Source organism: Nocardia sp. NPDC005745, assembly GCF_040630775.1.
Classification (GTDB): domain Bacteria; phylum Actinomycetota; class Actinomycetes; order Mycobacteriales; family Mycobacteriaceae; genus Nocardia.
In genome coordinates, this window is record NZ_JBEXYF010000035.1 from 45,259 (window position 1) to 69,989 (window position 24,731).

The window sequence follows — 24,731 nt, forward strand, 5'->3', positions numbered from 1 at the left end:
GGGCGCCGAACACATCAGGTCAGCAGAACACCTGCAAGGCAACTCGTCGAACAGCGCATCGTCTCAGCCCGCGTTGCGAATCTGGGTCAGGAAATCTCCATTGGTCTCGGTTTGCCTCAGGCCGGTCAGCAGCAGTTCCAGCGCTTGCTGTGGGTCGCGGCCCGACAGGGTCTTGCGGAGGGATCGAGTGGCCGCGAGCTCATCGGCGGTGAGCAACAGCTCCTCTTTGCGGGTGCTCGACCGGTCGATGTCGATCGCGGGGAACAGCCGGCGGTCGGAGAGGTGCCGATCGAGCTTCAGTTCGGCGTTTCCGGTGCCCTTGTACTCCTCGAAGATCACGGTGTCGGCCAGCGAGCCGGTCTCGACCAGCGCGGTGGCGATGATGGTGAGCGAGCCGCCGTTCTCGATATTGCGGGCGGCGCCGAGGAATTTCTTCGGTGGCGCGAGCGCCCCGGCGTCGACGCCACCGGAGAGGATCCGGCCGGACCCGGCGGCCGCCAGGTTGTAGGCACGGGCCAGCCTGGTCAGCGAGTCGAGCAGCACGACCACGTCGCGGCCCATTTCGACGAGACGTTTGGCGTGTTCGATGGCCAATTCGGCGAGCGCGATGTGTTCGCGGGCCGGCTGGTCGAAGGTCGCGGCGGCGATCTCAGCGGGCACCGCGCGGGACAGGTCGGTCACCTCTTCCGGGCGTTCCCCGACCAGTACCAGCATCAGGTGGCACTCGGGATGATTCTTGGCGATGCCGTGCGCGATGGATTGCAACGCGGACGACTTGCCCGCTTTGGGCGGTGCGACGACCATCGCGCGCTGGCCCTTGCCGATCGGCATCATCAGATCGGTGACGCGAGTGGTCAGCTCGTGCGGCTCGGTCTCCAGCCGCAGCCGGTCCTGCGGATAGATGGGGACCAAGTCGGCGAAGTGCGGTCGCGACCCGGTATTGCCCGGAGGCAGGCCGTTGACGCTGCCGACTGCGACCAGCGGTGCGAGTTTCGCGCCTTCCCGCTTGGATCCGACTGTGCCGGTGACGATATCGCCGCGGCGAAGGCCGTACTCGCGGATCGAGCGCGCGGGCACATGAGCATCGTGCGGTCCGGACAGGTAGCCGTCGACGTGCAGCGAGGCATGGTTGTCGGTGATATCGAGGATACCCGTGACCGATGTCGCGCGGTTCTCTCCGGTTGCGTTGTCTTGTCTGCGAATAATGTTGTCCTGCATGGATTTACTCCTGGTGAGATGTGGATGCGGCGGGTCGCCGTGAATGCCGCCTGCTGGGAATGACGCTCGCTGCGGCGCGCCGATGTGCTGCGTGGCCGGAGCCGTCCAGTCCGAGCGCGGTGCTGTGGGCACGGCATGCGAGAACGCCGTGGCGAATGTGGACTCTTGTGGGAGGGAACTGTCACCTACATCCACAAGATGGAGACCGCACCAACAGTAGCGGCACCAGTGACAACACGCAACGGCGCCCGATTGTTCCAGTGGCCGATCCGATGACCGTCGCCATGATCGAACCAGTGCGACGCACGTCGCGTGAATCGCTCGGCAGGCGATATCGGGCATACGCCCGGATTGCGGTTCGATGCCCCCACCAGGCGGTTTGCGCTTTATCCGGTGAGATTCGGAGCCTACGGCAACGGCGGGCGCCACGTCGTACCGGCCCCTGACGGGAACAGTCTGTCGCTAGCCGAGGCACCCGCCGAATAGCTTCGCGGCGACACGAAATACGCGATACGACGCTCGGCTCCGCATCGAAAAATTCGACAGGTCAGGCTCTCGCGGCACAGCGGAGCCCGACCTGTCTTGCGCACTACTTCGGCGCGTACGGGTTGTATTCGTTGGTGTAGAACTTCGAAGGATCGAACGAACCGGTGATCGCGCCGGTATCTCGCAGCCAAGCCTCCCAGCGCAGAAAGTCGGCGTCGGTGATGACGCCGCTGACGGCGGGCACTCCGACCGACAACCAGTACTTCACCGACGAGGCGTCCTCGCCCGATCGCTTCCGCTTCTCGATGATCTCGGTGAACTTCGCGATCACCTGGTCGCGCGGGGTCGTCTTCTGCCATTCGATGGCTTTGGCGACCCCGTCGACGAATGCCCGGACACTGTCGGGATTCTTGGCGATGAAGTCGTTGCGGAAAACGTACTGACCGCCGTTGAACGGACCGAATTCCTCGTAGTCGGTGAACACCGGACGGAGTCCGCCGTTCGCGATCGCCCGCTGCTGGAACTGCCCGCTCAACGCGGCGACGTCGACCTGCCCGCGCCGAACGGCGTCCTCGGTGTTCGGCGGGGGCAACACCACCAGCTGAACCGACTTGATCTGTTGGTCGTCGAAACCGATCTTCTTCAACGCGGTGTGGATATCCGCCTCGGACTGGCCGCCCAGCGTATTCACTCCGATCTTCTTGTCCAGCAGATCTTTCGGAGTTTTGATCGGGCTGTTCTCGGGAACATAGAACCCGGTGAACGTCTTCTCGTCGGACCCGTAGTAGTTCACCACGGCCGTAATCGGCGCGCCGCCCCGCGCCAGCTTGGCCACCGCGCCCCCGAACGCACCGCCGAAGTCGACCTGACCGGTCGCCGCCGATTGGATGTCCTGCGGACCGCTGATGGTATTGCCTTGCCACTCGAGCTTCACTTTGCCGTCGAAGAAGCCGAGATCTTCCGCGAGTTCCGGAATGACGACTTGAGACGCCCAACCTTGATAACGCAGCACCGGCACACCGCCGGACGTACGGACCTCCCCGCCGCCGCATGCGGTGAGCAGCATCGCCACCGTTGCGGCGACTATCGCGCCGACCAGAAACCTGCTGTGCGCTCTCACGCTCATACTCTCCTCGCTAGCAGCAACGCACTGACGCGTCGCAGTCCAGCGATCGTTGAGCACGGGCAATCTCGCGTCCATGATTGTCTTCGGCGCGATTCGAAAGCGGCGATCATCACGTGCGTGTCCACCGGCCGCGCCCGGGCGCCTACGATCCGGTCATGGCGGAGATCAGCACAGAGCGGCGGGACAAGGTCGCGGTCATCACCGTGCACGACCCGGATCGGCGGAACGCGTTGACACCGGAGCTGTCCGGACAACTGGCCGCCGCGGTGGCCGAGGCCGAGCGCGATACCGGCGTGCACGCGGTGGTCGTCACCGGAACCCCGCCCGCCTTCTGCGCGGGCGCCGATCTCAGCGCGCTCGGCGAGGCCCGCGAGCAGGGATTGCGGGTGATCTACGACGGATTCCTCGCGGTCGCGCGGTGCGCTCTGCCGACCATCGCGGCGGTCGGCGGCGCGGCCGTCGGCGCGGGACTCAACTTGGCCCTGGCCGCCGACGTGCGGATCGCCGGCCCCCGCGCCCGGTTCGACGCCCGGTTCCTGCGGCTCGGCATTCATCCGGGTGGCGGGATGACCTGGATGCTGCAACGCGCCGTCGGGCCGCAGCGGGCCGCCGCGATGACGCTGTTCGGGGAGATTCTCGACGCCGAGGACGCCCGCGACGCCGGTTTGGCGCACCGGGTGATCGACGGTGACCACGACGCGCTGCTGGACGGCGCGGTCGAGTTCGCCGCGGCCGCTGCCGACGCGCCACGCGACCTGCTCATCACCACCAAGCGCACCATGCGCCACACCGCGAATCTGGCCGCCCACGCCGACGCGGTAGACGCCGAGATCGTGCCGCAGGTGGCCTCGCTCGAATCCCCCGAATTCGCCGCGCGGCTGGCGGCGAAGAAGGCCGAGATCGGCCGATCGAGATGATCCGGCGGCGCTCGTGCGGCGGGGGCCGGCCGCCGAGCGCAACCCTGGTCGGCGGCCGGACAGCCGAGGAAGGCGAGCTCCGGTCCCCCTGACCTTGTCGGACGCGAGCGACAACGGCGAATCCGGTTTGGTGTATCCGGCGGCGGGTAGCCGCTTCGAGACCGCATAGGACATGCGCGGCAGTTCTTGCTCCGCGTCCTCTGCGACCGACGATTCGTGCCGCTGACCCACAGGGCACGGTGCTTCTCGTGCGCGTCGAAGTGTCGGGCGACAACGGAGAGCAACAGGAGGCCCCATGCACTACATCGATGACACCAAACATTTGCTGAGCGACCTCGTGGGGCGGCTGATCGAGTCGGCGAGCAGCTATTCGAGCAGCCAAACCGTGACCATCGCTCGCCCGCGAGCCGAAGTCGAGCGGTTCTGGCGCGACCCGGCGAACCTGTCGGAGGTGCTGGGCGACGTCGCCGAGGTCAGGTCCACCGAACCGTCGACCTACGAGTGGTCTATGCACTCCGGCACCGACGGGCGCACGACCTGGAAGACCACCCTGCGCGAGGAGGACGGGCACCTCCGGTTCGTCGGCTCCGACGACGGGGACGGCACCTCCGCCCGTGGCCTCGAGGTCGACCTCGACTTCCGGGACGCGCCGCGCAATCTGGGCACCGAAGTGACCATGCGGGCGCGGACCCCACTGCCCGACCTGCTGACCGGCGCGGCCATGTTCACCGCCCTCTATCGAGCCCGAGCCCGGCTGCAGACCGGCGAAATGCCCACCCTCGCCCACAATCCGAGCGCTCGCTCGTCGGCTCGGTGAACAGGAGGAGACATGCGTGCGCTCTGCTGGAACGGCGTCAACGACCTCGCCGTGGAAACCGTGCCCGACCCGGCGCTGGTCAATCCGCATGATGTCATCGTGCAGGTGCGGCTGACCACCACCTGCGGCTCCGACCTGCATTTCATCGACGGATACCTGCCCGGCATGCGGGAAGGTGACGTTTTCGGGCACGAATTCATGGGCGAAGTCGTCGAAATAGGGGCCGAGGTCGGCTCGACGAAGGTGGGCGACCGCGTCGTCGTCCCGTCCTTCATCGGGTGCGCATCGTGCTGGTATTGCGACCACGAACTGTATTCGATGTGCGACACCACCAATCCGAACGGTGCGCTGCAACAACCGGTGCTCGGCTATCCGAGCGGTGGAATCTACGGCTACACCCACCCCTTCGGCGGCTATCAGGGATCCCACGCGGAATATGTCCGCGTCCCCTTCGGCGACGTCAACTGCTTCCGGATACCGGAAGGCATCACCGACGAACAGGCATTGTTCCTCTCCGATGCCGTACCGACGGGTCTGATGGGCGCCGAGTTCTGCAATATCCACCCGGGCGACACCGTCGCGGTGTGGGGCAGCGGCGGGGTCGGATTGATGGCCGGGCACACCGCCCGCCTGCTGGACGCCGACCGGATTTTCGTCATCGACCGGTTTCCCGAGCGGCTGGCCGTAGCGAGTGAGCAGTTCGGCGCGGAGACCATCGACTACACCGCCGTCGACAGCGTCCAGGAGACGCTGCGCGAGAGCACCGGTGGCCGCGGCCCGGACGCCTGCATCGACGCCGTCGGAATGGAAGGGCACGGCACCGGATTCCAGCAGATCTACGATAAAGCCAAACAACTCCTGCGGCTGGAATCCGATCGCGCGACACCGCTGCGAGAAGCGATTCTCGCGTGCCGGAAAGGCGGCGTGGTCGCGGTGCTCGGCATCTACGGCCTCACCGACAAGTTCCCCATGGGCGTCGTGACCAACAAAGGCCTCACCATTCGCACCGCACAGCAGTTCGGGCAGCGGTATGTGCCCCGGATGTTCGATTACATCCAGCAGGGTGACCTGGACCCGTCCTATTTGATCACCCACGACATGCCACTCGACGACGCGGTGTACGGCTACGACATCTTCAAGCACAAAAAGGAAGGGTGCATCCGATCCGTCTTCCGGCCTTGATCGGTTTCCGGCGGCCTGGGCCGGGCATCCGCCGAGCATGGCAGGACGGACAGAACCGGCGGTAGCCGCGTGATCGCGGCCTGCCGCCGGTGCGCCGCGGCGGGCGGCCGGGACCGCCGAAGGTGGACGCGCACCGACCCGCGTCCCTGACCTGCCACCGCCTCGGAAGCGCCGATCTCGATTGGGAGAGCGCGACTTTCGGACAAACTCTTGACTCGTTCCAGAAAGCGGACGAGACTTCCGTGCATGCCAACGGCCTCGGAATTCCAGCAGCTGCTGCGAGGAGTTTCGCTGCGTGTGACCCGTCCCCGGGTCGCGGTGCTCAGCGCGGTGCACGACCATCCGCACGCCGACACGGAGTCGATCATCCGTGCCGTTCGATCCGCGCTGCCCGAGGTATCCCATCAAACGGTGTACGACTCGTTGAACGCGCTCACCGCCACCGGCTTGGTGCGGCGTATCCAGCCCTCCGGGTCCGTCGCGCGCTACGAGTCGCGTGTCGGCGACAATCACCACCACGTCGTATGCCGGGCGTGCGGGGTGATCGCCGATGTCGACTGCGCCATCGGCGATGCGCCGTGTCTGACCGCGTCCGATGACAGCGGGTTCTCGATCGATGAGGCCGAAGTCATCTACTGGGGCCTGTGTCCCGATTGTGTGGAAACACAGGCTTCCCGATCACATCCGTGATCGCAGCCCACATCACTCATTCAGGAAGGAATGCTGTGTCATCCGATAGCCGCCCGCCCAATCCTGACACCGAAACTCACAGCTCGAGCGAAAGTGAGAACCCGGCGATCCCGTCGCCCACCGCGAAGACGGATCATCGCCCCCACAGCAACAAGGACTGGTGGCCGGAGCAGATCGATGTCTCGGTGCTGCACGCCCATTCGTCCAAATCCAACCCCCTGGGTGAGGACTTCGACTACGCCGCGGAGTTCGCGAAACTCGACGTCGATGCCCTCAAGGCCGACGTCGCCGCGGTCCTGACCAATTCGCAGGACTGGTGGCCCGCCGACTACGGCAACTACGGCGGCCTGTTCATCCGGATGAGCTGGCACGCCGCGGGTACCTATCGCATCGCCGACGGCCGCGGCGGCGGCGGTCAGGGCGCGCAGCGCTTCGCGCCGCTCAACAGCTGGCCGGACAACGCCAATCTGGACAAGGCTCGCCGGCTGCTGTGGCCGGTCAAGCAGAAGTACGGCAACAAGATCTCCTGGGCCGACCTGCTCGTCTTCGCAGGAAACGTGGCCTTGGAGTCGATGGGCTTCCAGACCTTCGGTTTCGGCTTCGGCCGCCCGGACATCTGGGAACCGGAAGAGGTCTTCTGGGGCCCGGAGGACACCTGGCTCGGCGACGAGCGCTACAGCGGCGACCGTGAACTGGCGGGCCCCCTCGGCGCCGTCCAGATGGGCCTGATCTACGTGAACCCGGAAGGCCCCAACGGTCAGCCGGATCCCGTGGCCGCCGCGCGGGACATCCGGGAGACGTTCGGCCGCATGGCGATGAACGACGAGGAGACCGCCGCACTGATCGTCGGCGGCCACAGCTTCGGCAAGACCCACGGCGCCGGTGACGCCGGCCTGGTCGGCGCCGAGCCCGAAGGCGCCCCGATCGAGCAGCAGGGCCTGGGCTGGAAGAGCGCCTACGGCACGGGCAAGGGCAAGGACGCCATCACCAGCGGCCTGGAGGTCGTCTGGACGTCCACCCCGACCCGGTGGGGCAACGGCTTCCTGCAGAACCTGTACGGCTACGAGTGGGAGCTGACCAAGAGCCCCGCCGGAGCCTGGCAGTGGAAGCCGAAGGACGGCGCGGGCGAGGGTGCCATCCCGGATCCGTTCGACGGCCCCGCGCGTACCCCGACGATGCTGACCACCGACCTCGCGCTGCGGGAAGACCCGATCTACGGCGAGATCACCCGTCGCTGGTTGGAGCACCCCGAAGAGCTGGCCGAGGCGTTCGCCAAGGCGTGGTACAAGCTGCTGCATCGCGATATGGGGCCGATCACCCGCTACCTCGGGCCGTGGGTTCCGGAGCCGCAGCTGTGGCAGGACCCGGTTCCCGCCGTCGATCACGAGCTGATCGACGAGCAGGACATCGCGGCCCTCAAGAGCAAGGTCCTGGAGTCCGGCCTGTCGGTAGCGCAACTGGTCAAGACGGCCTGGGCGTCGGCGGCCAGCTACCGCAGCACCGACAAGCGCGGCGGCGCCAACGGTGCTCGGATTCGTCTCGAGCCGCAGAAGAACTGGGCGGTCAACGAGCCGGACGAGCTGGCCAAGGTTCTGCCGGTGCTCGAGCAGATTCAGCAGAACTTCAACGGTTCCGCCTCCGGCGGCAAGAAGGTCTCGCTGGCCGACCTGATCATCCTGGCCGGGTCCGCGGCGATCGAGAAGGCCGCGAAGGACGCCGGGCACGAGGTCACCGTGCCGTTCACCCCCGGGCGGACGGACGCGACCCAGGAGAACACCGATGTCGAGTCGTTCGCGGTGCTGGAACCGCGGGCCGACGGGTTCCGCAATTACGCGCGCAGCGGCGAGAAGGCTCCGCTCGAGCGCCTGCTGCTCGACCGGGCCTACATGCTGGACGTGACCGCTCCTGAGCTCACGGTGCTCATCGGCGGCCTGCGGGCTTTGGGCGCCAACTACGGCGGCACCGACCACGGTGTGTTCACCGACCGGCCGGGCGTGCTGACGAACGACTTCTTCGTCAACCTGCTCGACCAGGACACCGAGTGGAAGGCGTCCGAGTCGGCGGAGAACGTCTACGAAGGCTTCGACCGGTCCTCCGGGGCGGCCAAGTGGACGGCCACCGCCAACGACCTCGTCTTCGGGTCGCACTCGGTGCTGCGCGCACTGGCCGAGGTGTACGCGCAGGACGACGCCGGGGCGAAGTTCGTGAACGACTTCGTCGCCGCGTGGGTCAAGGTGGTCGAGAACGATCGGTTCGACCTCGCCTGATCCGTCCGGGCGAATTCCAGGCCGGCCCTTCGGGGCCGGCCTGGATTCTCGGGTCACGATGTGGCGTGCCGCCCGGAACTAGCCGGGCTGCAGAGCCGTGTCGTCGGGCCGCTGCCCGGTGGTCATGTACAGAGTGCGGCGGCCGACCTCGACGGCATGGTCGGCGAAGCGTTCGTAGTAGCGGCCCAGCAGGGTGACATCGACCGCGGCGGCGGTGCCGTTGTCCCAGCCCTCGGCGAGGATCGCGGCGAGCAGATCGCGGTGCAGGTCGTCCATGGTGTCGTCGCGGGCGTCGAGATCCGCGGCGTCGCCGGGGTCGGCGGTGGTCAGTACGCCGACCGCGGCGTCAGCGAGGTCGACCGCCGTCTCACCCATGTGACTCACCAGGTTGCGCACCGGCGCGGGGACGGCGTCGGCGGGATGCCTGCGCCTCGCGGTGCGGGCGATGTGCTCGGTGAGGGTGCTCATCCGGGTGAGGTCGTCGACCAATTGCAGCGCGGTCACCACTCGCCGCAGTTCTCCCGCCACCGGCGCCTCGAGCGCCAGGAGCGTGACCGCGGCATGTTCGGTGTCCTCGCGCATCGCCACGGTTTCGGCGCAGTAGTCGATGGTGCGCTCGGCCAGCTCCAGATCCGCGCCGAGCAGCGCGTCGGTCGCCATCGCGATGGCTTCCCGATTGCGCGCGCACATCACTCGCAGTTGACCGGCGAGCTGCTCGAGGTGATCGTGATAGCGGGTGCGCACTACTCCATCATCGCGCGTATCCCACTCGCGCGCTGCAGGCTCGCGGCGTCGGCCCGGTAGAGGTCGGTACGCCGCCGTGAGTCAACCGCTCCCGCCACGGCGGACAGGGTCTGGTGCGAGACCTGGTCAGCGCCGCACGTGGTCTGCTCGTTGCACCTTCCTGGCGGCGAGCACCAGTGGGATTTGCAGCGGAAGCCGCACCAGGGCAACCGCTTTCACGGGCGCCGGGATCCGATCGTTGCGCAGCCAGTCGACCGCCATCTGAATGTTGGCCGGGAACACCGCCAGGAACAACCAGGCGGCCCAACGCCCGCCCCACCGCCGCGTACGCGGCGTGACGAGTGCGGCGGCCACGACGAGTTCGGCGACCCCGGAGCCGTGGGTGTACAGGCGAGGCCGGCCGGGCAGCCGGGCGGGGATCACCGAATCGAACGGCTGTGGCGCGAGGAAGTGCAGTATCCCCACGCCGAACAGGAGCGCGGCCAGTCGCCGCGCCGTCGATGCCGCTGCGCGTTCGCTCGCGTCGGCATGTTCCACTGATGCCATCACCTCTCGCTTTCCGGCAACCAAACGGCATACCTGCATGAACAAATAGAACTTCTAGTAACTTAATTACCTGACGACTCTAGCGGCCCGGGTATAAGCGGTCGACACAACATCGAATTTCATGAGCAATCGGCCGCTCCATCCCCCTATGCGGACGATCGCGAACCACTCGACCAACGACGAGAACGAAAGTTCACATAGGGCGGTGCGCGAGTAGGCTGTCGTCGGACATGTCGCTGCTGGTCGGGCGGGAAGGGGCGGGTGTGGGATTCCCATCAACCGGACCGTTGACGGCGCGCACCGGCGCTGCCGGAACGTGGTGGTCGTGTTGTGCCGCCGGGATGTCGATGCCGTGGCGCACGGTGTTCCCCCGCCGCCCCGACGCGGAGTTGCTGGGATCGATCACGAACGCGGGACTGCCCCCGGCACGGGCCACAGTTCGTTTGACGGCGCTCGTCCATGGTGTGCGCCCCGCCCCGGCCTACGGGGTGATCGAAGGAGCGCTGCGGCCGCCCACGGTAGCGATCGCGATGACCAGTTTCCTCGTCGAACACCCGGAAGCTCGTTTCCTGGTCGATCCGGCGATGTGCGCCGACGTGCACACCCAGGTCCTGCCGCGGCTGCGCCGCCCCTATCGCGGGCTCGTCGCGCCGTGGAAACCGCTTGTCGGATTGGGCGATTCGCTCGCGATGTCGGCTGTCCCCGTCGACGCGGTCGACTTCGCGATCGCGACGCATATTCACTGGGACCACGTGGCCGGACTGCTCGATCTACCGGCGTCACTCGCACTGCGGGCGTCCACGGCCGAACTGGCGTGGGCGACGAACCCCGCGACGGCCCCGATGGGAGTCGCCGAGTCACTCGGCTCACGACCCACCCCGTCCTTCGACCTCGACGGACCTCCGGTTCTGACCTTTTCGCGCAGCCACGATTTCTTCGGCGACGGCTCGGTCCTGGCGGTGGATCTCTCCGGCCACACCCCGGGCAGCATCGGGCTCGTTCTCGCCGTACCGGACGGCGGCACCGTGCTGCTGGCCGGTGACGCCGTCTGGCGCCGCGAGCAGATCGCCCTGCTCCGCGAAAGGCCTCCGCTGCCGGGCCTTCTCGTCGACCATGATCGATCCGCCGCCTTCGCCGCCATCCACCGCCTGCACCGCCTACCCGCCGGCATCGAGGTCATTCCCGCCCACGACCACGCGGCCGCGAAAAGATGGGCGCCGTAAGAGATCCCCATCGCGGAGATGGCCGGCCGCTCAGGGGCCGCGGTCATCTCCGGAAGCGGGTGGCGAGGGCGGGAAGCTTGGACGCGGCCAGCAGGGCACGGAACCGCCAGCTGCCGTCGCCGGGGAGGATCCCGGCGCGTTGCGTGACATCGAAAGCGTCGTAGAGGGTTTCGCCTTCTTCCATCAGGCCGTCCTGGTTGAAGTGATAGCGGTCCACGGCCGGGCATTGGATGAATCGGCCGTCGCCATGGAGCGCGGGCGCGCTGTCGTCGTAGGGATACAGGCGCAGCGGGCCGTCCCAATGGCCGCTGCCGATGTACCGGATGACCGTGCGCACCCTGCCTTCCGGCGTCACGTCGAGGTACACCTGGCCGGGCACCGGGTCGTATCGCCAATCCGGGATGGCGTCGAAGAAGGCGAAGTTGTACTTCACGAACTCGTCGATGCCGACGATCGTGCGTCCGAACGTGGTCACGTCGGTATAGCGGACGTCGGCGGTGTAGAGCTCGTGGTTGCGGCTCATGTCCCGGACCAGGAAGCTCCACCAGTACTTCTTCGCCCAGTCGAGCAGCCAGCTCAGATCTATGCCGAGCTTCCCGTAGTAGGCCAGTTTGCGCTCGAACTCGCCGAACCACTCCTCGGTCGTGGCCTGTAGCTCCACTTCCGGGACAGCCCGGATCGGCACCGCCCGGTTCGTGCTGAGGAACTCCGGTACCGGTTTCGACAATCGGGGACGACGTAGGGCTTGCTGGAACTGTTCGTCGCTGAACATGGGCAACCTTTCACCGCGGCCGCAGGGCGGGCGAGGCGGCACGCCCCACCAAACTTGAATCAGATGATTCATGTTGAATCGGTTGATGTCAACATGGTGGCGCGGCAGCGCGATGCGAGGATGAGCGGGTGAATGCGCCCAAGCTCTGGCGTGGCCAGACGCTGCGAGACCGATCCGGCGATCGCCGCGAACAACTCCTGGACGTCGGGTTCGAACTGCTCGGTACGGCGGGGACGAGCGCGGTCACCATGCGGGCGGTCACGCGTCAGGCGAATTTGAGCCCGCGCTACTTCTACGAAAGCTTCGACAGCCGCGAGACACTGATCCGGGCTGTCTACGACCGGGTCGAAGCGGCCTTGCGGGAGCGGGTCGCCGCCCTCGAGCCCGCCACCGATCCGCGCGCCGCCGTCCGATCCGCGCTGCGGATCTGCGCGGACTTCTTCGAAGAGGACCCCCGCCGCGCCCGGGTACTGCTGCGCGAGCCCCTCGCCGATGACGACTTGCGCCGCCACGTCGCCCTTCGGACGCCCGCGGTCGTCCGGGCCTTCGCTCCGGTCCTCGGCACGGCCGCCGTCGGCCTGTTCGCCAGCAGCGACGAGACGCTCGCCGCCATCGGCACCGCACTGGCCGGCGCCCTCACCGCGGTCTACGTGGATTGGGTCGACGGCAGGCTGCCGATGGACCGCGAACGGCTCGTGGACACCGCGGGCGACATCGTCGTCGCACTGCTGAGCATCGCCTTGAAGTTCTGATCCGGGACCTCGGATAGTCTCGGACCCACTGCCGCACCCAGGAGAGACATAACCGCGGGACCGCGCCGCCACTCGCTGAGGTCGGCCGCGGTCACGCCCACATCGGGACGTTCGCCCCACGCTTACGGGTACCAATACCCTCCCGCCGGAACCACCGCGGGAACAGGCTATGTGCTATGTCACCCCGGTTCATCCCCCGACCCTCGTCCGGCGGATCCCCGGACCCGGACGCCGCTCCGCTGGCGGTTCCCGCGGTGGTGCTCGCGACGATCATGCTGCTCGGGATGCCGGCCGCGGTCTTGGTGTTGCTGCCCGCATGGGCCCGTGACTACGGCGCGGGCTTGGTGTACCTCGCTGTCCTGATCTACGCCGGTCTCGCGGTCCGCCTGTTGTGGTGGGGCGTGGCGATCCTGCGTACCCGTGAGGCGGAGATCGAGGAATAGGACGTGAAGGCCACGGCGGTGGGGGCCCCGGTCCGCTCCGGTGCCGGACGCGCGGGGACCAAGGACCCTGCGTCCCGGGCGGAACGCCCATAGTCCGCCGCGGCGATCGCGCGAAGACTCGAAGCATGACCGCGAACGACGAAGCACCCGCCCGCCCGGTGCCCGATCATCGGGTGATGCTGGCCGCGCTGCGGCTCGCCACCCGCGCGCCGTCGGTGCACAACACCCAACCATGGCGCTGGATCTTCGACGGCACGCGCCTGCACCTCTACACCGACGCCGACCGGCTACTGCCCTCGACCGATCCGCACGGACGCCAGCTGGTGATCAGCTGCGGAGCCGTGCTGCATCACGCGCGAACCACCTTCGCCGACCGGGGCTGGCGCACCTACCCGACGCGGGTACCCGACCGGCAGCGACCCGACCACCTGGCGGTGATCGAATTCCAGCCGTGGGCCGACCCGCCCGACGGAATCCACAGCCGAGCACTCGCCATCGACCGGCGACGCACCGACCGGCTGCCGATGACCGAACCCGACGGCTTCGCCGAGGTGCTCCCCCGGCTGCGGATGCTCACCTCCCCCCACGAGGTGGAACTCAGCGTCTTGGACGACAGCGCCCGGCCCCGGCTGGCCGCCGCCTCCGAGCAGGTCGGTGCGCTACGCAGGCACGACCTGCTGTATCAGACCGAATTGGAATGGTGGACAGGGCATTCCGAGAATCCGGAGGGCGTGCCCGCCGCCGCGCTTGTGTCCGACGCGGAATTCGCTCGGGTCGGAGTCGGCCGCGCGTTCCCCCCGGCTCCGCATTCGATGCGACGCGCCCGGCAGGAGGATCGCGCGCGGCTGGTGGTGCTCGGCACCGAAGGCGATTCGGTGACGCAGTGGCTGCGCACCGGTGAAGCGTTGTCGGCCGTGCTGCTGGAATGCACCGCCGCGGGGCTGGGGACCTGCGCGCTGACCCACATCACCGAACTGCCGACAACGCGCGGACTGCTCGGCGGTCTGGTCCCGCGTCCGGCCACCCCGCAAGTGCTGATCCGCGTCGGAACCGCGCCCGACGACACGGACCTGATCCCGCCGACCCCGCGACGACCGGTGACGGACATCTTCACCGTCACCGGTTCGCGCTGGACCCCTGAAACCTAGGTGGCGACATCCGATAACCACGATTCACCCGTGAAAGGCACCCTCATGAGCTACCACCGCGACCCCCTCGCACCGGCGATACACACCGCACACGAATGGCTGCGCACTCTCGCCGACGGACTCGCCACCGAAGACCGGCCCTTCGCGCACCGCGCCTTGCGAGCCTGGCTGCACACCGTCCGTGACCGCGTCGGCGTCAACGCCTCCGCGCACCTGAGCGCCCAACTGCCCGAGCTCCTGCGCGGGATCTACTACGAGGGTTGGGTTCCCGCGCACGTCCCCGTTTCGCACGACGTACCCTCGTTCGTCGATCAATTCGCGCGGGAAGCGGGCGTCTCCAGGGACGAGGCGTACGCGCTCGCGGGCGCGGTGACCGACGCGCTGGCCGACTTGTTCTCTCCCGGACAGCTCGATCACGTGTTCGCGTGGCTGCCGGAAGATCTGCGGGCGGTACTGCGCGGAACCGATCTGGCGGGCACCTTGCCGGAGAAGACCGCGGTCCGGCCGGCGGAATCGCCCCGTCTCGACGAACTGGACAGCCGCCTGCGGGCACTCACCGACGCGGTGACGGTGCTCGCCCGCAGCCTCGAAGCGACTTCTGGTGGCGACGCGGGCGATACCGAGCAGCTTTCCGCCGCCCGGCAAGCCCACCGGATCCTCATCGCCGAAGGACTCGCCCGCTCCGACGCACCCACGCGCTGACCCGATCCCCTGCGGCGGGCCGGCTTCCGGCGCGTCGTCCCCGGCTGCGCCGTGCATTTCGCAGCGCGCCGGCTGACGCGTCTGCGCGAATTCACGATGGGCCGTGCCGCGGCCCGTTCTGTGATGCCTATTCGGCCGGGAAAAGGACTTTGGTCCGTACCGAGCCTTCCGCTCCCTGCGTAGGGTCGACCACACATCTGCTCCCGGATTGGACACCATCATGATCACGGTGTTTCTGGTCGACGATCACGAGATCGTCCGTCGCGGCCTCGCCGACCTGCTCTCCGACGACCCGGAACTGTCGGTGATCGGCGAAGCGGGCGACGTCGCCCAGGCACTCGCCCGCATCCCCGCACTCCGCCCGAACGTCGCCGTGCTCGACGTACGCCTGCCCGACGGCAACGGCATCGAACTGTGCCGCGACCTGCTATCCAAACTCGACGACCTGCGCTGCCTGATCCTCACCTCGTTCACCGACGAACAAGCCATGCTCGACGCGATCCTCGCCGGAGCCAGCGGATACGTCGTCAAGGACATCAAAGGCATGGAACTGGCCAAAGCCATCAAAGAAGTCGGCGCCGGCCGCTCCCTGCTGGACAACCGCGCCGCCGCCGCCCTCATGCAACGACTGCGCACCAACACCCAGCAAGACGGGCCACTGGCCGGTCTCACAGACCAAGAACGCAAACTACTCGATCTCCTCGGCGAAGGACTGACCAACCGGCAGATCGCCGAACGCATGTTCCTGGCCGAGAAAACCGTGAAGAACTACGTCTCCCGACTGCTGGCCAAACTCGGGCTCGAACGGCGCACCCAGGCCGCGGTCTACGTGTCGAAACTCCGCTCACAGCGGTCCGGCTCCATCATCGACTTCTGATCGTTCATTTCCGCCACCTGGTGAAATATCCTGGAGCAATGGCGAGCAGCCGCGCCGGCGGCGTTCCAGGGGCAGCGCAGCCGACCGATTACGCGTCGGCCGACGCCTATTCGGTGCGTGACACGCTCTCGCAACTGCGGCTGCGTGAACTGCTCGGCGAGGTCAAAGATCGCATCGAGCAGATCATCGACGCCCGCGACCGGATGGACGGCCTGATCGAGGCCATGCTCACCGTCACCTCGGGCTTGGATCTGGACCGCACATTGCGCACCATCGTGCACACCGCGATCTCCCTGGTCGAGGCCCGTTACGGCGCACTGGGCGTGCGCGGCCACGACCAGCAACTCACCCAGTTCATCTACGAAGGCATCGACGAACCCACCCGTGAACGAATCGGTGACCTCCCCCAGGGCCACGGCGTCCTGGGACTACTGTTCAGCCAACCCAAACCCATCCGGCTGGACAACCTCGCCGAGCACCCCTCCTCGGTCGGCTTCCCCGCCCACCACCCACCGATGCGCACCTTCCTCGGCGTACCCGTCCGCATCCGCGACGAAGTGTTCGGCAACCTCTACCTCACCGAGAAGGCGGGCGGCCAGCCCTTCACCGAAGACGACGAAGTCATCGTGCGAGCCTTGGCCGCCGCGGCGGGCATCGCGATCGACAACGCACACCTCTACGAATCCGCCCGCACCCGGCAAGCCTGGATCGAAGCCACCCGCGACATCACCACCGAGTTCCTCGCAGGCACCGCACCCGATCGAGTCCTGACCGACCTGGTGCAGGCCACCTGCCGGCTCACCGGCTCGCAACAGACCTTCCTGGCGGTCGTCCCGGACCCCGAGAGCCCGCCCGAGGAGATCACCGAACTCCTGATCACCCACACCGCGGGCAACGCGGACGACCAGCGGCTGATCAAACTCCCACTCGGAGACACCACGATCGGCCGAGCGTTCGGCTCGCGTTCTCCGCAGCGGGTCGACGACGCGCGCCGCGCCGATCTCGGCAAGATCTTCCCCGACGCCGGACCCGCCCTGGTGTTGCCCATGCAAACCTCCGACTCCACCGTCGGAGTGCTGGTGGCGCTGCGGGCGGTGGAATCGGCGCCCTATGACGACGAGATTCTCGCATTGACCGCCGCCTTCACCGACCAAGCCGCTCTGGCGATGCGGCTGGCCGATGCCCAACAGCGCATGCGGGAGCTGGACATCCTCTCCGACCGCGACCGCATCGCCCGCGACCTGCACGACCACGTCATCCAACGCCTGTTCGCCGTCGGATTGAGCCTGCAGGGCACCGTGCCCCGTACCCGCGTCCCCGAAGTACGCGAACGCATCACCGACGCCATCGACGACCTGCAAGACGTCGTCCAGGAGATCCGGACCTCGATCTTCGACCTGCACGGCGGCGACAGCCACAGCGCGCGAGTACGCCAACGCATCGAGGAAGCCATCCGGCAGCAGACCGACGCCAGTGGACTGCGCACCTCCGTGCGCGTCACCGGTCCCCTCTCTGTGATCGACCCGGAACTGGCCGATCACGCCGAAGCCGTTGTCCGCGAAGGAGTCAGCAACGCCGTGCGGCACTCCGGCGCCGACACCGTCGCGATCGAGATCACCGTGGCCGACGACCTGACCATCATCATCGAGGACGACGGACACGGTATGCCCCCCGAGGTGACGCCGAGCGGACTGACCAATCTGGCCCGGCGCGCCGAGCAGGCCGCCGGAACCTTCACCGTCACGGCCGGCACCGGCCCGGACGGCAGCACAGCAGGCACCCGACTGTGCTGGACAGTCCCGCTGCGCTGATCATCGCGAGTCCGGTATGGGCACGCTGTCGAACGAGGAGGGTCATGGCCGAGGAGCCGACGGAGTGGGGTGGTGCGCTGTGGGCGGCCGCCGACCTGGTGACCCCGATGGCCATCCGGGTGGCGGCGACGCTGCGGCTGGCCGACCACATCGCCGCGGGCACGCGGACGGCTCAGGCGCTGACCACGGTGGTGGACGCGGACCGGGACGCGCTGGGACGCCTCTTGGAACACCTGGTGACCGCCGGGGTGTTGTCTCGGGTGGATTCCGGTACCTACGGCCTGACGGCGCTGGGTGAGCGCCTGCGTGACGATCATCCGGAAGGAGTGCGACGCTGGATCGATCTGGAAGGCGCCGTCGGACGCGCCGATCTGTGCTTCGTGCAGCTGTTACACACCGTTCGCACCGGTGAACCCGCGTTCCCACGTCAGTTCGGCCGCACGTTCTGGGACGATCTGTCCGCCGACCCGGGGCTGGGAGCGTCTTTCGACGCTCTGATGGGAGCCCGGCTGACGCAGGACGCGCCCGCGGTGGCCGACGCCTATCCATGGGGCGCCCTGGGGCACGTCACCGACGTGGGCGGCGGTGACGGCAGCCTGCTCATCGCCCTCCTTCGCGCCCACGGCGCACTGCGCGGGACGGTGATCGACCTGCCCGGCCCGGTGGCCCGCGCGGACCGGGCCATCGCCTCCGCCGGACTGGCCCATCGAGCGGACGCACGGGTCGGCAGCTTCTTCGATCCCCTCCCCGCCGGAGCGGGCGGCTATCTGCTCTCCGGTGTCCTGCACGACTGGGACGACGAGGCCGCGGTCCGCATCTTGCGGCGATGCGCCGACGCGGCCTCGGAGACGGGAAGGGTGCTCGTCGTCGACCACATCGGCGACGCGGGCGGCAGCCCGCCGGACACCGAGGGAGATCTCCGAATGCTCTGCTACGTCCGCGGTCGGGAACGCACCCTCGACCAAGTGAGCGAACTGGCCGAGTCGGCCCGCCTACAGGTCGGCTCGGTCGTCCCGGCCGGTTCGCGGTCGATCATCGAGTTGCGTCCTCCTCGCTGAGCCACCACCGAGCGGGTGCACCGGACCGCAGCTCGCGACTTCCGATCGTGTTCGCACCTGATGTGATTCAGGCGCTCAGCACGGACCCCTCCCGAGGTGGATCGCGCCGCTCGTCGAGGTGGGGTCCCGCTGACCGGACCCACTCTGACATCGGTCGACCCGACTTCGGGGCCCGAAGCAGGCGGGAAAACGGTTGTCCTGACCGGGACAGGTCTCGCTACCGGCTCATCGGTGAGGTTCGGCATCGTGGCATCTGACTTCGTCGTGGACTCCGATACGCGGATCACCGCGATCGCTGTTCCGGGGCCGGTGGATATCACCGTCATCACCGCGGGTGGAACCCCTTCGATCCCCAGCAGACCGCGATCACTGAGAAGGGCACATCGGCGGCGTGTCCGAAGACGTCCTCGACGCGGTCGCTCGCGCCTTGCAATTGGATGACGACGAACGCACCTACCTGTTCGACCCGGCCCCGGTCATCGCGGCCCGAGAGTCGCACGCCATCGCGTCGCAGGGACGTCGAGGTCCCGCCCCAGATCCAATGGCTGCTGGACTCTATGACGATGTCCTCGGCGTTCGTACGCAACGGCCGCACGGACGTCGTTGCCGGCGACTCCCTGGCCCGTGCCCTGTACGCGCCGATGTTCGACAGCGCCACCATCGACCGGCACGGTCGCCCCAACATCGCCCGCCGGAAACTGGTGGCCGATCCGCGGATTGACAGTATCTCCCACAGTGGTGGCCTTCTTCATCAATGCCGTGCTGGTGCACGGATCCTCAACGCGACGACCAGGATGTTCGCTGTGATGGCGTGAATCAGATCGAAAGTGGTTCAGAACACCGTCTCGGCGAGCTTCTGGGTCGCCTGCTGGAACGGGACGGCCAGCGACAGTGCGGCGTCGTCGACGTAATTCAGTGCGGCGGTGAGGGTTTTGCTGCCGTCGGGGGTGCTGAACATCAGCGCCGCGTGGCCCGCTGCGCCGCCGTTGTGGGTGATCACGGTGCCGCCGGAGGCGGTGTCCTGCACGAATACTCCCAGGCCGTAGCCCATGCCCGGGAGGGGCGTCGCATGCGGATTGCACATCTCGGCCAGCAGCGGGGCCGGCAGCAGCTTGCCGCTCATCAGGGCGGAGATGAAGGTCTGCAAATCCTGGGTGGTCGAGATCATGTCGCCGCCGCTGGAGATCCAGGAGGGGTTGTGGCGGGTGACGTCGACCGTCTGCTCAACTCCGTCGTCCTCGTACCGGAAGTAGGCGTGGGCGTGCGGCTCGGGGATCTCGGTCCGGGTGCTCGGAACGACGGTGCCCGACAAGCCGAGCGGACCGATGATCAGTCGCTGCATCTCCGCGGCGACCGAGTGGCCGGTGACTTTCTCGATCAGCAGGCGGGCCAAAACGTAATTGGTGTTGGAGTAACTCCAGTCGGTACCCGGCTCGAAACGAGCCGGCTTGGACAGCGCCAGCCGGGCCAGTTCCTCCGGCCGGTAGGTGTGGAACCGGTTGTCCACCCATTCCTTGCCCGAGGTGGTGGCGGGTATTCCGGGCACCATCGTCCCGTCGGGGTAGTACTCGCCGGTGAAGTTGAACACGCCGCTGTTGTGCTGCAACAGCATTCGCACCGTGATGCGCGGGTCGAGATCGAACTCGGGCAGATAGTCGGCGGCCCGGGTGTCCAGGTCGATTCCGCCCTCGGCCACCAGCGCCAGCACCAGGGTCGCGGTGAAAGTCTTGGTGTTGGAGCCGATCCGGACGTGCCCGTCGACCGGCGGCTTCGCGGTCCCGCCCAACTCGGCCACCCCGGCGCTGCCGATCCACTCGCCGTGCTCGTCGCGCACGCGCAGGGTGATCCCGGTGATGCCGGACTCGACGAACTCTTCCAGGATCTGCTGCAGTTCCGGGCGATCCGGCCCGGCAGCGCTGTCCACGGCGTCGAGGGCTGCGGTGATCTTGCCGACCATCGCGGCCGCGGTAGGGCTGGGCTCACCCGTGCGGGACCGGGCCGCCGCGTCGACGGCGATCAGGACAGTACTGCGGAAGTTGTCGGCCTCGGCCGGATCCTGCGCCAGCACGCGGTGACCTGACGCGCTATGAACCCACAGACGTGGCGAATTCGCTGCCCAACGGGTGCTCTAAGAGAAGGTAGAGACCGGTGAAGGTGAAACCCACCATGACCAGCATCAGAGCCAGTTGACCGGTGAGCCGGTGGGCCCGCGGCAGCAGCCGCAGGCAGCGGTCGTGCGCGGCGGCTACGCCGAGAATGTGGCCGATCACCACGGCCAGCACCTTGATCGTTCCGAGCACCGCGGGGTGGGTGGACAGGAGGTAGGCGACGTCGCGGTCGGCGAGGCCGGCGAGATTCCATCCTCGTCCGAACGGATCCGCGAACAAAAGCACCGTCGCCTGGCCCTTCTCGACCAGGAACGTGAGGTAGTGGGCCACCAGATAGCCCGCGACGATCGGAGTCAGGCTGTGGGCGAGGCGAACCGGAAGCAATGTCCGCTCGGCCGCGGGGAGGCCGCCGGTGGCGCGGGAGGCGGTCCGGAACGCGACGGCGACGGCGACGATGAAGCCCAGCAGCCCTGCCGTCTTCAGGAGGGTCGGCAGCACATCGGATCCGCTGTCACCGGCGTCGGCCAGCAGCCCGCGCCAGGAAGGAAATGTGGTGAAGCTGTCGAACGCGGTAGAGCCGAGCAAAGTGGCGGCTACGGCCACCCCGCCGATCCGCGCCGGGGTGCCCGCCAGGTTGTCCAACGGCGATCGCAGGACGAGTGCACCGGTCTCGCGCCGGCCGACCGGGCTCAGTCTGCCCACCAGACTGCTGTACACCTCCAGTGGATCGGCGTGCTCGGCCCATGCGGTGCCGCACACGATCAGTCCCGTCGTGCTCACGACGAGGTACGCCACGAACCACGTGGTCACGGCGCTCACCGAACCGGGTTCCGGGTAGGCCAGTTCGAGCCACACGAAGGAGAACAAACCCAGCACCGCGGGCCACTGTCCCCAAGAATCGGGATAACGCACCAGACCGTCGGCGGGCCGACGCCCCCACGCCAGACAGACGGCGCGATGCACCGCACGCACCGGTGACAAGACCTTCCAGACGGGTCCGGCGACCAGCGAGGCGACCATGACACCGACCCACAGGAAGATGTAGACGACACCCGGGACGGGGTTGCGTGCCGGGTCGGAAGGCCCGAACAGGCCGATCGCGACGACGGCGAGGGTGACGGCCACGCTCACCGTCGAGATCGCGACCCGGACCGCCCGCGAGTCCACGATCGCTCGCACCACCGACGGCAGCGCGACCCCTGGCGACCGGGAATCGAGCCGGGGTTCGCGCCAGGCGAGCACCAGCACCGCGAACGAGAAGGTCAAGGCCCATGCGGCGCCGATGAGCGCGTACGACAACGGGATCGGCAGGTCGGTGGCGCCGCCGATGCCGTGGGCGAGAACTGTCATCCGCGCACGAGCAGCGTCGCCACCGTGCGCCGGGCGTGGTGCAGTTCGATCTCCACCCGCCCTGGCACGTCCACGGTGAAGCGGAACCGCTGACCGGCACCAGGGGCGATCGCGAAGGTGTGCTCGGGTGTGGCATGGACGTGCAGTTCGTCGTCGGTGTCGCTGTCGACCACCAGCTCGATCGGTCGTCCCACCCGGGTTTCCAGGCGGACGTCGGCCGGGCTCACCGAGCCGGCGGCGATCCGCACGGCGACGACGAGACTGTCCGAATCCCCGGCTACGGTGGACGTCGGCTCGGTGGCGGCGGGATCCGACGAGGCGCAGCCTGCCACGAGCAGACCACCCACGAGGACGAGCGCGCCCCAATGCCGCGCGAATGCCATCACTCCTCCTTCTCCCCGCCGTGCTCCGACGGCGGACCGGACGCTCGATCGCGCTCTTCGGCGCGTCGATCTCGCACAGCGACGAGAACTACGACGGCGACGACGAGCAGGGCGGGCAGGAAGGCGGGTATCGCGAGCAGGATCGAATGATCGGCCAGCACGTCCACGCTGCCGGAGCCACGGGTCATCGCGAGACCGCCGGTTCCGGCACGGCCGTTCGGCTCGTGCGCGGATACCGGTCGTTGATGCGCGCCGCACCCCAGGACAGCGCCCCGACGAGGATGAGGCTGCACGCCAGCACGACGAGCGACGCCGCGCCGAACAGCCAGGAGGGGTAGTCGAACGACCGCTCCCGCTGAAGCACGGAGATCTCGCCGATGAACGGGCGGGTGAACGAGGCGAGCGCGGGCACCTCCTCAACGCCGATGCCGGGGTCGGCGGCCATGAAGATCGGCGCAGCGGTCAACACGCGCCCGTCCTGCATCCGCAGGACGGTCTTCCACGACCCGTGAGCCGGAACGGGTTCGGTGGACACGTAGTGCCCGGCTTCCACTCGCTGCAGGTGGTCGACGACCAGCCCGCGGCCGGGACTGTCCGAGCCGATCCCACCCTGCCAGGCGAGGATCTGCATCCATTCGGGATCGGAACCGACGAGATCACCGGGCGTGACGCGGACGTCGGCGAGCACCATCCTCCCGTCCGTGTCCGATCCGGCGTCGCGCAGTGTGACCGTGGCGGTGGCCTGTTCCGGTACGTCGATCAGCAACCCGTTGGCGGTCGCGGCCGCCACGATCAGCACCGCGGCGACCATCAACCCGCGGCGCACCGGCGGACGTGGCAGCGGCTCGCCCCGCAACGTCATCGCCAGCAGCGCGCCGACGACACCGCCCGCGATGCCGGTGGGCACTGCCATCACCAGCAGTTCCGGCCACATGGCGGTCGGCCAGGGGTTGACGAACATCGCACCGATCCAAAGCGATTCGAGCCACAGCCCAACGGTCGCGATCCCCAGACCGCAGATCGCGCCCCACCAGATCGGCCGCCGGGTGAGCGGCAGCAGCGCGAGCAGTTCCACCACCACCGCGCAGCCCAGATAGAGCGGGAAGACATTGCGTGGCGCGTCGATGATCGGCCCGCCGACCAGCACGGCGACCACGGTCCGCACCAGGGCGGCGAAGGCGACTACCACCAGTGTGCTGAACGGCCCCAGGCTCGCGCGCGCGGCGACCAGGGAAATGGCGGCCGCGGCGGCGATGAGCATCGGTTGCAGCACGAGCCGGAACTGCTGCACGCCGAAGTCGAATTCCACCTGGAACACCGAGAGCCCGATGAGCAGGCCACCGAAGGCGAACGATCGCACCAGCCACATCAACCGGCCGTCGGCGCGGTCGGGATCGGGCCTGCTGTGCCTTCCCTCGAACTCGAGCAGCAATACACCGACCAGCGACAAACCGGCGCCGCCGATGAGCATCAGATGCGTCGGCCCCCACAGGGTGACGTCCTGCCCGAAGATCCGATGCCAGATGTCGTCGAGGGGGAAGCCGATCAAGGCGTAGAGACCGGCACCCGCGAGGAGGATGCCGCCGACGGGCGCGTACCAGGTACGGGTGATTCGTACCGCCGCGGCGCCTGGCTTTTCGTCCAGGGGCAGCACAATCGCCGACATCCCGGCGGTGAACAGGAAGAACAATCCAGCCAGGATGAAGTAGTGCGCCGGATTCGCCAGCGGCCCGCTGTCACGGCCGTTGCCGACGTGCAAGCTGACATCCCAGATGAACCCCAGCAAGGCGGTCAGAATCGTCGCCAGGAACATCGCGAGCGGAAGGGCGACCCAGCCGGGGCGATTGAACAGTCGGCCGAGACGATCGGCGACCCGCTGCAGCCAGCTGATCCGGCGGGTGCGGTGCAGATACCCGACCCACAGCAGGACGAGGGCCACAACTCCGGCGGCGCCGGTCATGATCGCTACCTGGTCCAGCGCCGCTCCGCCGCCCTCGGCGCCGGGTGCGGCGAACCATCCGACCTGTTCATGCGCGATGTCGCGCACGGGAGACCTCCATCACACGCAGGAATGTATGTTACGAACGGTACCATAAAAGGCATCGTCGGGG

Annotated in this window: 24 protein-coding genes and 1 pseudogene; 15 read left to right on the forward strand and 10 right to left on the reverse strand. The window is 67.8% G+C overall.

Translation table 11 applies throughout. The annotated features are described in order from the left end of the window. Positions 1-63 precede the first annotated feature (63 nt). Positions 64-1,200: pseudogene (locus tag ABZ420_RS28900) on the reverse strand (transcription termination factor Rho, short form); the annotation flags it as partial. A gap of 607 nt (positions 1,201-1,807) precedes the next feature. Continuing rightward, a complete protein-coding gene (locus ABZ420_RS28905) occupies positions 1,808-2,830 on the reverse strand; it encodes an ABC transporter substrate-binding protein (RefSeq protein WP_357129128.1) in 1,023 nt (340 codons plus the stop codon). Between the two features lie 155 nt (positions 2,831-2,985). On the opposite strand from ABZ420_RS28905, the gene ABZ420_RS28910 reads away from it, so the two are divergent. The 5 genes from ABZ420_RS28910 to katG all read left to right on the forward strand — a co-directional run bounded on the left by ABZ420_RS28910 (position 2,986) and on the right by katG (position 8,703). Further along, positions 2,986-3,747: an enoyl-CoA hydratase gene (locus tag ABZ420_RS28910; protein WP_357129132.1), complete on the forward strand. Its 762-nt coding sequence runs from the start codon at positions 2,986-2,988 to the stop codon at positions 3,745-3,747. Between the two features lie 295 nt (positions 3,748-4,042). Continuing rightward, positions 4,043-4,564 carry an SRPBCC family protein gene (locus ABZ420_RS28915; RefSeq protein WP_357129135.1) on the forward strand — a complete coding sequence of 174 codons (522 nt, stop codon included), beginning with the start codon at positions 4,043-4,045 and terminating at the stop codon, positions 4,562-4,564. A 12-nt stretch (positions 4,565-4,576) separates the two neighbouring features. Then, positions 4,577-5,746, forward strand: a complete 1,170-nt coding sequence (locus ABZ420_RS28920; RefSeq protein WP_357129138.1) for a zinc-dependent alcohol dehydrogenase — start codon at positions 4,577-4,579, stop codon at positions 5,744-5,746. Between the two features lie 246 nt (positions 5,747-5,992). Continuing rightward, the gene (locus tag ABZ420_RS28925; protein WP_040871953.1) at positions 5,993-6,436 is read left to right on the forward strand and encodes a Fur family transcriptional regulator; all 444 of its coding nucleotides are present in this window, start codon (positions 5,993-5,995) and stop codon (positions 6,434-6,436) included. A 35-nt stretch (positions 6,437-6,471) separates the two neighbouring features. Beyond that, positions 6,472-8,703, forward strand: coding sequence for a catalase/peroxidase HPI (katG, locus tag ABZ420_RS28930; RefSeq protein WP_357129142.1), 2,232 nt, complete (start codon positions 6,472-6,474; stop codon positions 8,701-8,703). Between the two features lie 78 nt (positions 8,704-8,781). Here the strand turns inward: katG and ABZ420_RS28935 are convergent, their stop codons facing one another. Both ABZ420_RS28935 and ABZ420_RS28940 read right to left on the reverse strand, forming a co-directional pair. Further along, on the reverse strand, positions 8,782-9,447 hold the full coding sequence (locus ABZ420_RS28935) for a PhoU domain-containing protein (protein WP_357045385.1): 666 nt from the start codon (positions 9,445-9,447) through the stop codon (positions 8,782-8,784). A 126-nt stretch (positions 9,448-9,573) separates the two neighbouring features. Beyond that, positions 9,574-9,993 (reverse strand): hypothetical protein, encoded by a 420-nt coding sequence (locus ABZ420_RS28940; RefSeq protein WP_357129144.1) that lies wholly within the window; start codon positions 9,991-9,993, stop codon positions 9,574-9,576. 263 nt (positions 9,994-10,256) lie between these two features. Here ABZ420_RS28940 and ABZ420_RS28945 point away from each other — a divergent pair, with 263 nt between their 5' ends. Continuing rightward, on the forward strand, positions 10,257-11,216 hold the full coding sequence (locus ABZ420_RS28945) for an MBL fold metallo-hydrolase (protein ID WP_357129147.1): 960 nt from the start codon (positions 10,257-10,259) through the stop codon (positions 11,214-11,216). Positions 11,217-11,259: 43 nt separating this feature from the next. Here ABZ420_RS28945 and ABZ420_RS28950 read toward each other — a convergent pair whose 3' ends face one another. Then, complete coding sequence (locus tag ABZ420_RS28950) at positions 11,260-11,988, reverse strand: nuclear transport factor 2 family protein (protein WP_357129150.1); 729 nt, start codon at positions 11,986-11,988, stop codon at positions 11,260-11,262. 128 nt (positions 11,989-12,116) lie between these two features. Between ABZ420_RS28950 and ABZ420_RS28955 the strand changes: the two genes are divergently transcribed. The 9 genes from ABZ420_RS28955 to ABZ420_RS28995 all read left to right on the forward strand — a co-directional run bounded on the left by ABZ420_RS28955 (position 12,117) and on the right by ABZ420_RS28995 (position 19,594). Then, positions 12,117-12,740: a TetR/AcrR family transcriptional regulator gene (locus tag ABZ420_RS28955; RefSeq protein WP_357129153.1), complete on the forward strand. Its 624-nt coding sequence runs from the start codon at positions 12,117-12,119 to the stop codon at positions 12,738-12,740. Between the two features lie 176 nt (positions 12,741-12,916). Beyond that, entirely contained in the window at positions 12,917-13,183 is a 267-nt protein-coding gene (locus ABZ420_RS28960; protein WP_357129156.1) for a hypothetical protein, read from the forward strand. 125 nt (positions 13,184-13,308) lie between these two features. After that, positions 13,309-14,331 (forward strand): hypothetical protein, encoded by a 1,023-nt coding sequence (locus tag ABZ420_RS28965; RefSeq protein WP_357129159.1) that lies wholly within the window; start codon positions 13,309-13,311, stop codon positions 14,329-14,331. Positions 14,332-14,361: 30 nt separating this feature from the next. Next, positions 14,362-15,033 (forward strand): DUF2267 domain-containing protein, encoded by a 672-nt coding sequence (locus ABZ420_RS28970; RefSeq protein ID WP_357129160.1) that lies wholly within the window; start codon positions 14,362-14,364, stop codon positions 15,031-15,033. Positions 15,034-15,253: 220 nt separating this feature from the next. Further along, positions 15,254-15,910: a response regulator transcription factor gene (locus ABZ420_RS28975; RefSeq protein WP_357129163.1), complete on the forward strand. Its 657-nt coding sequence runs from the start codon at positions 15,254-15,256 to the stop codon at positions 15,908-15,910. A gap of 38 nt (positions 15,911-15,948) precedes the next feature. Further along, positions 15,949-17,721: a GAF domain-containing protein gene (locus tag ABZ420_RS28980; RefSeq protein ID WP_357129166.1), complete on the forward strand. Its 1,773-nt coding sequence runs from the start codon at positions 15,949-15,951 to the stop codon at positions 17,719-17,721. 44 nt (positions 17,722-17,765) lie between these two features. Continuing rightward, positions 17,766-18,779 carry a methyltransferase gene (locus ABZ420_RS28985; RefSeq protein WP_357129169.1) on the forward strand — a complete coding sequence of 338 codons (1,014 nt, stop codon included), beginning with the start codon at positions 17,766-17,768 and terminating at the stop codon, positions 18,777-18,779. 96 nt (positions 18,780-18,875) lie between these two features. Next, positions 18,876-19,220 carry an IPT/TIG domain-containing protein gene (locus tag ABZ420_RS28990; RefSeq protein WP_357129172.1) on the forward strand — a complete coding sequence of 115 codons (345 nt, stop codon included), beginning with the start codon at positions 18,876-18,878 and terminating at the stop codon, positions 19,218-19,220. A 122-nt stretch (positions 19,221-19,342) separates the two neighbouring features. Next, complete coding sequence (locus ABZ420_RS28995; protein ID WP_357129175.1) at positions 19,343-19,594, forward strand: hypothetical protein; 252 nt, start codon at positions 19,343-19,345, stop codon at positions 19,592-19,594. A gap of 17 nt (positions 19,595-19,611) precedes the next feature. Here the strand turns inward: ABZ420_RS28995 and ABZ420_RS29000 are convergent, their stop codons facing one another. From ABZ420_RS29000 to ABZ420_RS29020, 5 genes are read right to left on the reverse strand one after another with little or no spacing between them, the layout of a single operon-like run. Continuing rightward, the gene (locus tag ABZ420_RS29000) at positions 19,612-20,847 is read right to left on the reverse strand and encodes a serine hydrolase domain-containing protein (RefSeq protein WP_357129177.1); all 1,236 of its coding nucleotides are present in this window, start codon (positions 20,845-20,847) and stop codon (positions 19,612-19,614) included. Between the two features lie 16 nt (positions 20,848-20,863). Next, on the reverse strand, positions 20,864-22,237 hold the full coding sequence (locus ABZ420_RS29005) for a hypothetical protein (protein ID WP_357129180.1): 1,374 nt from the start codon (positions 22,235-22,237) through the stop codon (positions 20,864-20,866). Continuing rightward, positions 22,234-22,620, reverse strand: a complete 387-nt coding sequence (locus tag ABZ420_RS29010; protein ID WP_357129183.1) for a hypothetical protein — start codon at positions 22,618-22,620, stop codon at positions 22,234-22,236. The genes ABZ420_RS29005 and ABZ420_RS29010 overlap by 4 nt, the downstream gene beginning before the upstream one ends. Next, positions 22,620-22,808, reverse strand: coding sequence for a hypothetical protein (locus ABZ420_RS29015; protein ID WP_357129184.1), 189 nt, complete (start codon positions 22,806-22,808; stop codon positions 22,620-22,622). The genes ABZ420_RS29010 and ABZ420_RS29015 overlap by 1 nt, the downstream gene beginning before the upstream one ends. Continuing rightward, positions 22,805-24,580: a hypothetical protein gene (locus ABZ420_RS29020; RefSeq protein ID WP_357129232.1), complete on the reverse strand. Its 1,776-nt coding sequence runs from the start codon at positions 24,578-24,580 to the stop codon at positions 22,805-22,807. The genes ABZ420_RS29015 and ABZ420_RS29020 overlap by 4 nt, the downstream gene beginning before the upstream one ends. Between the last annotated feature and the right edge of the window lie 151 nt (positions 24,581-24,731).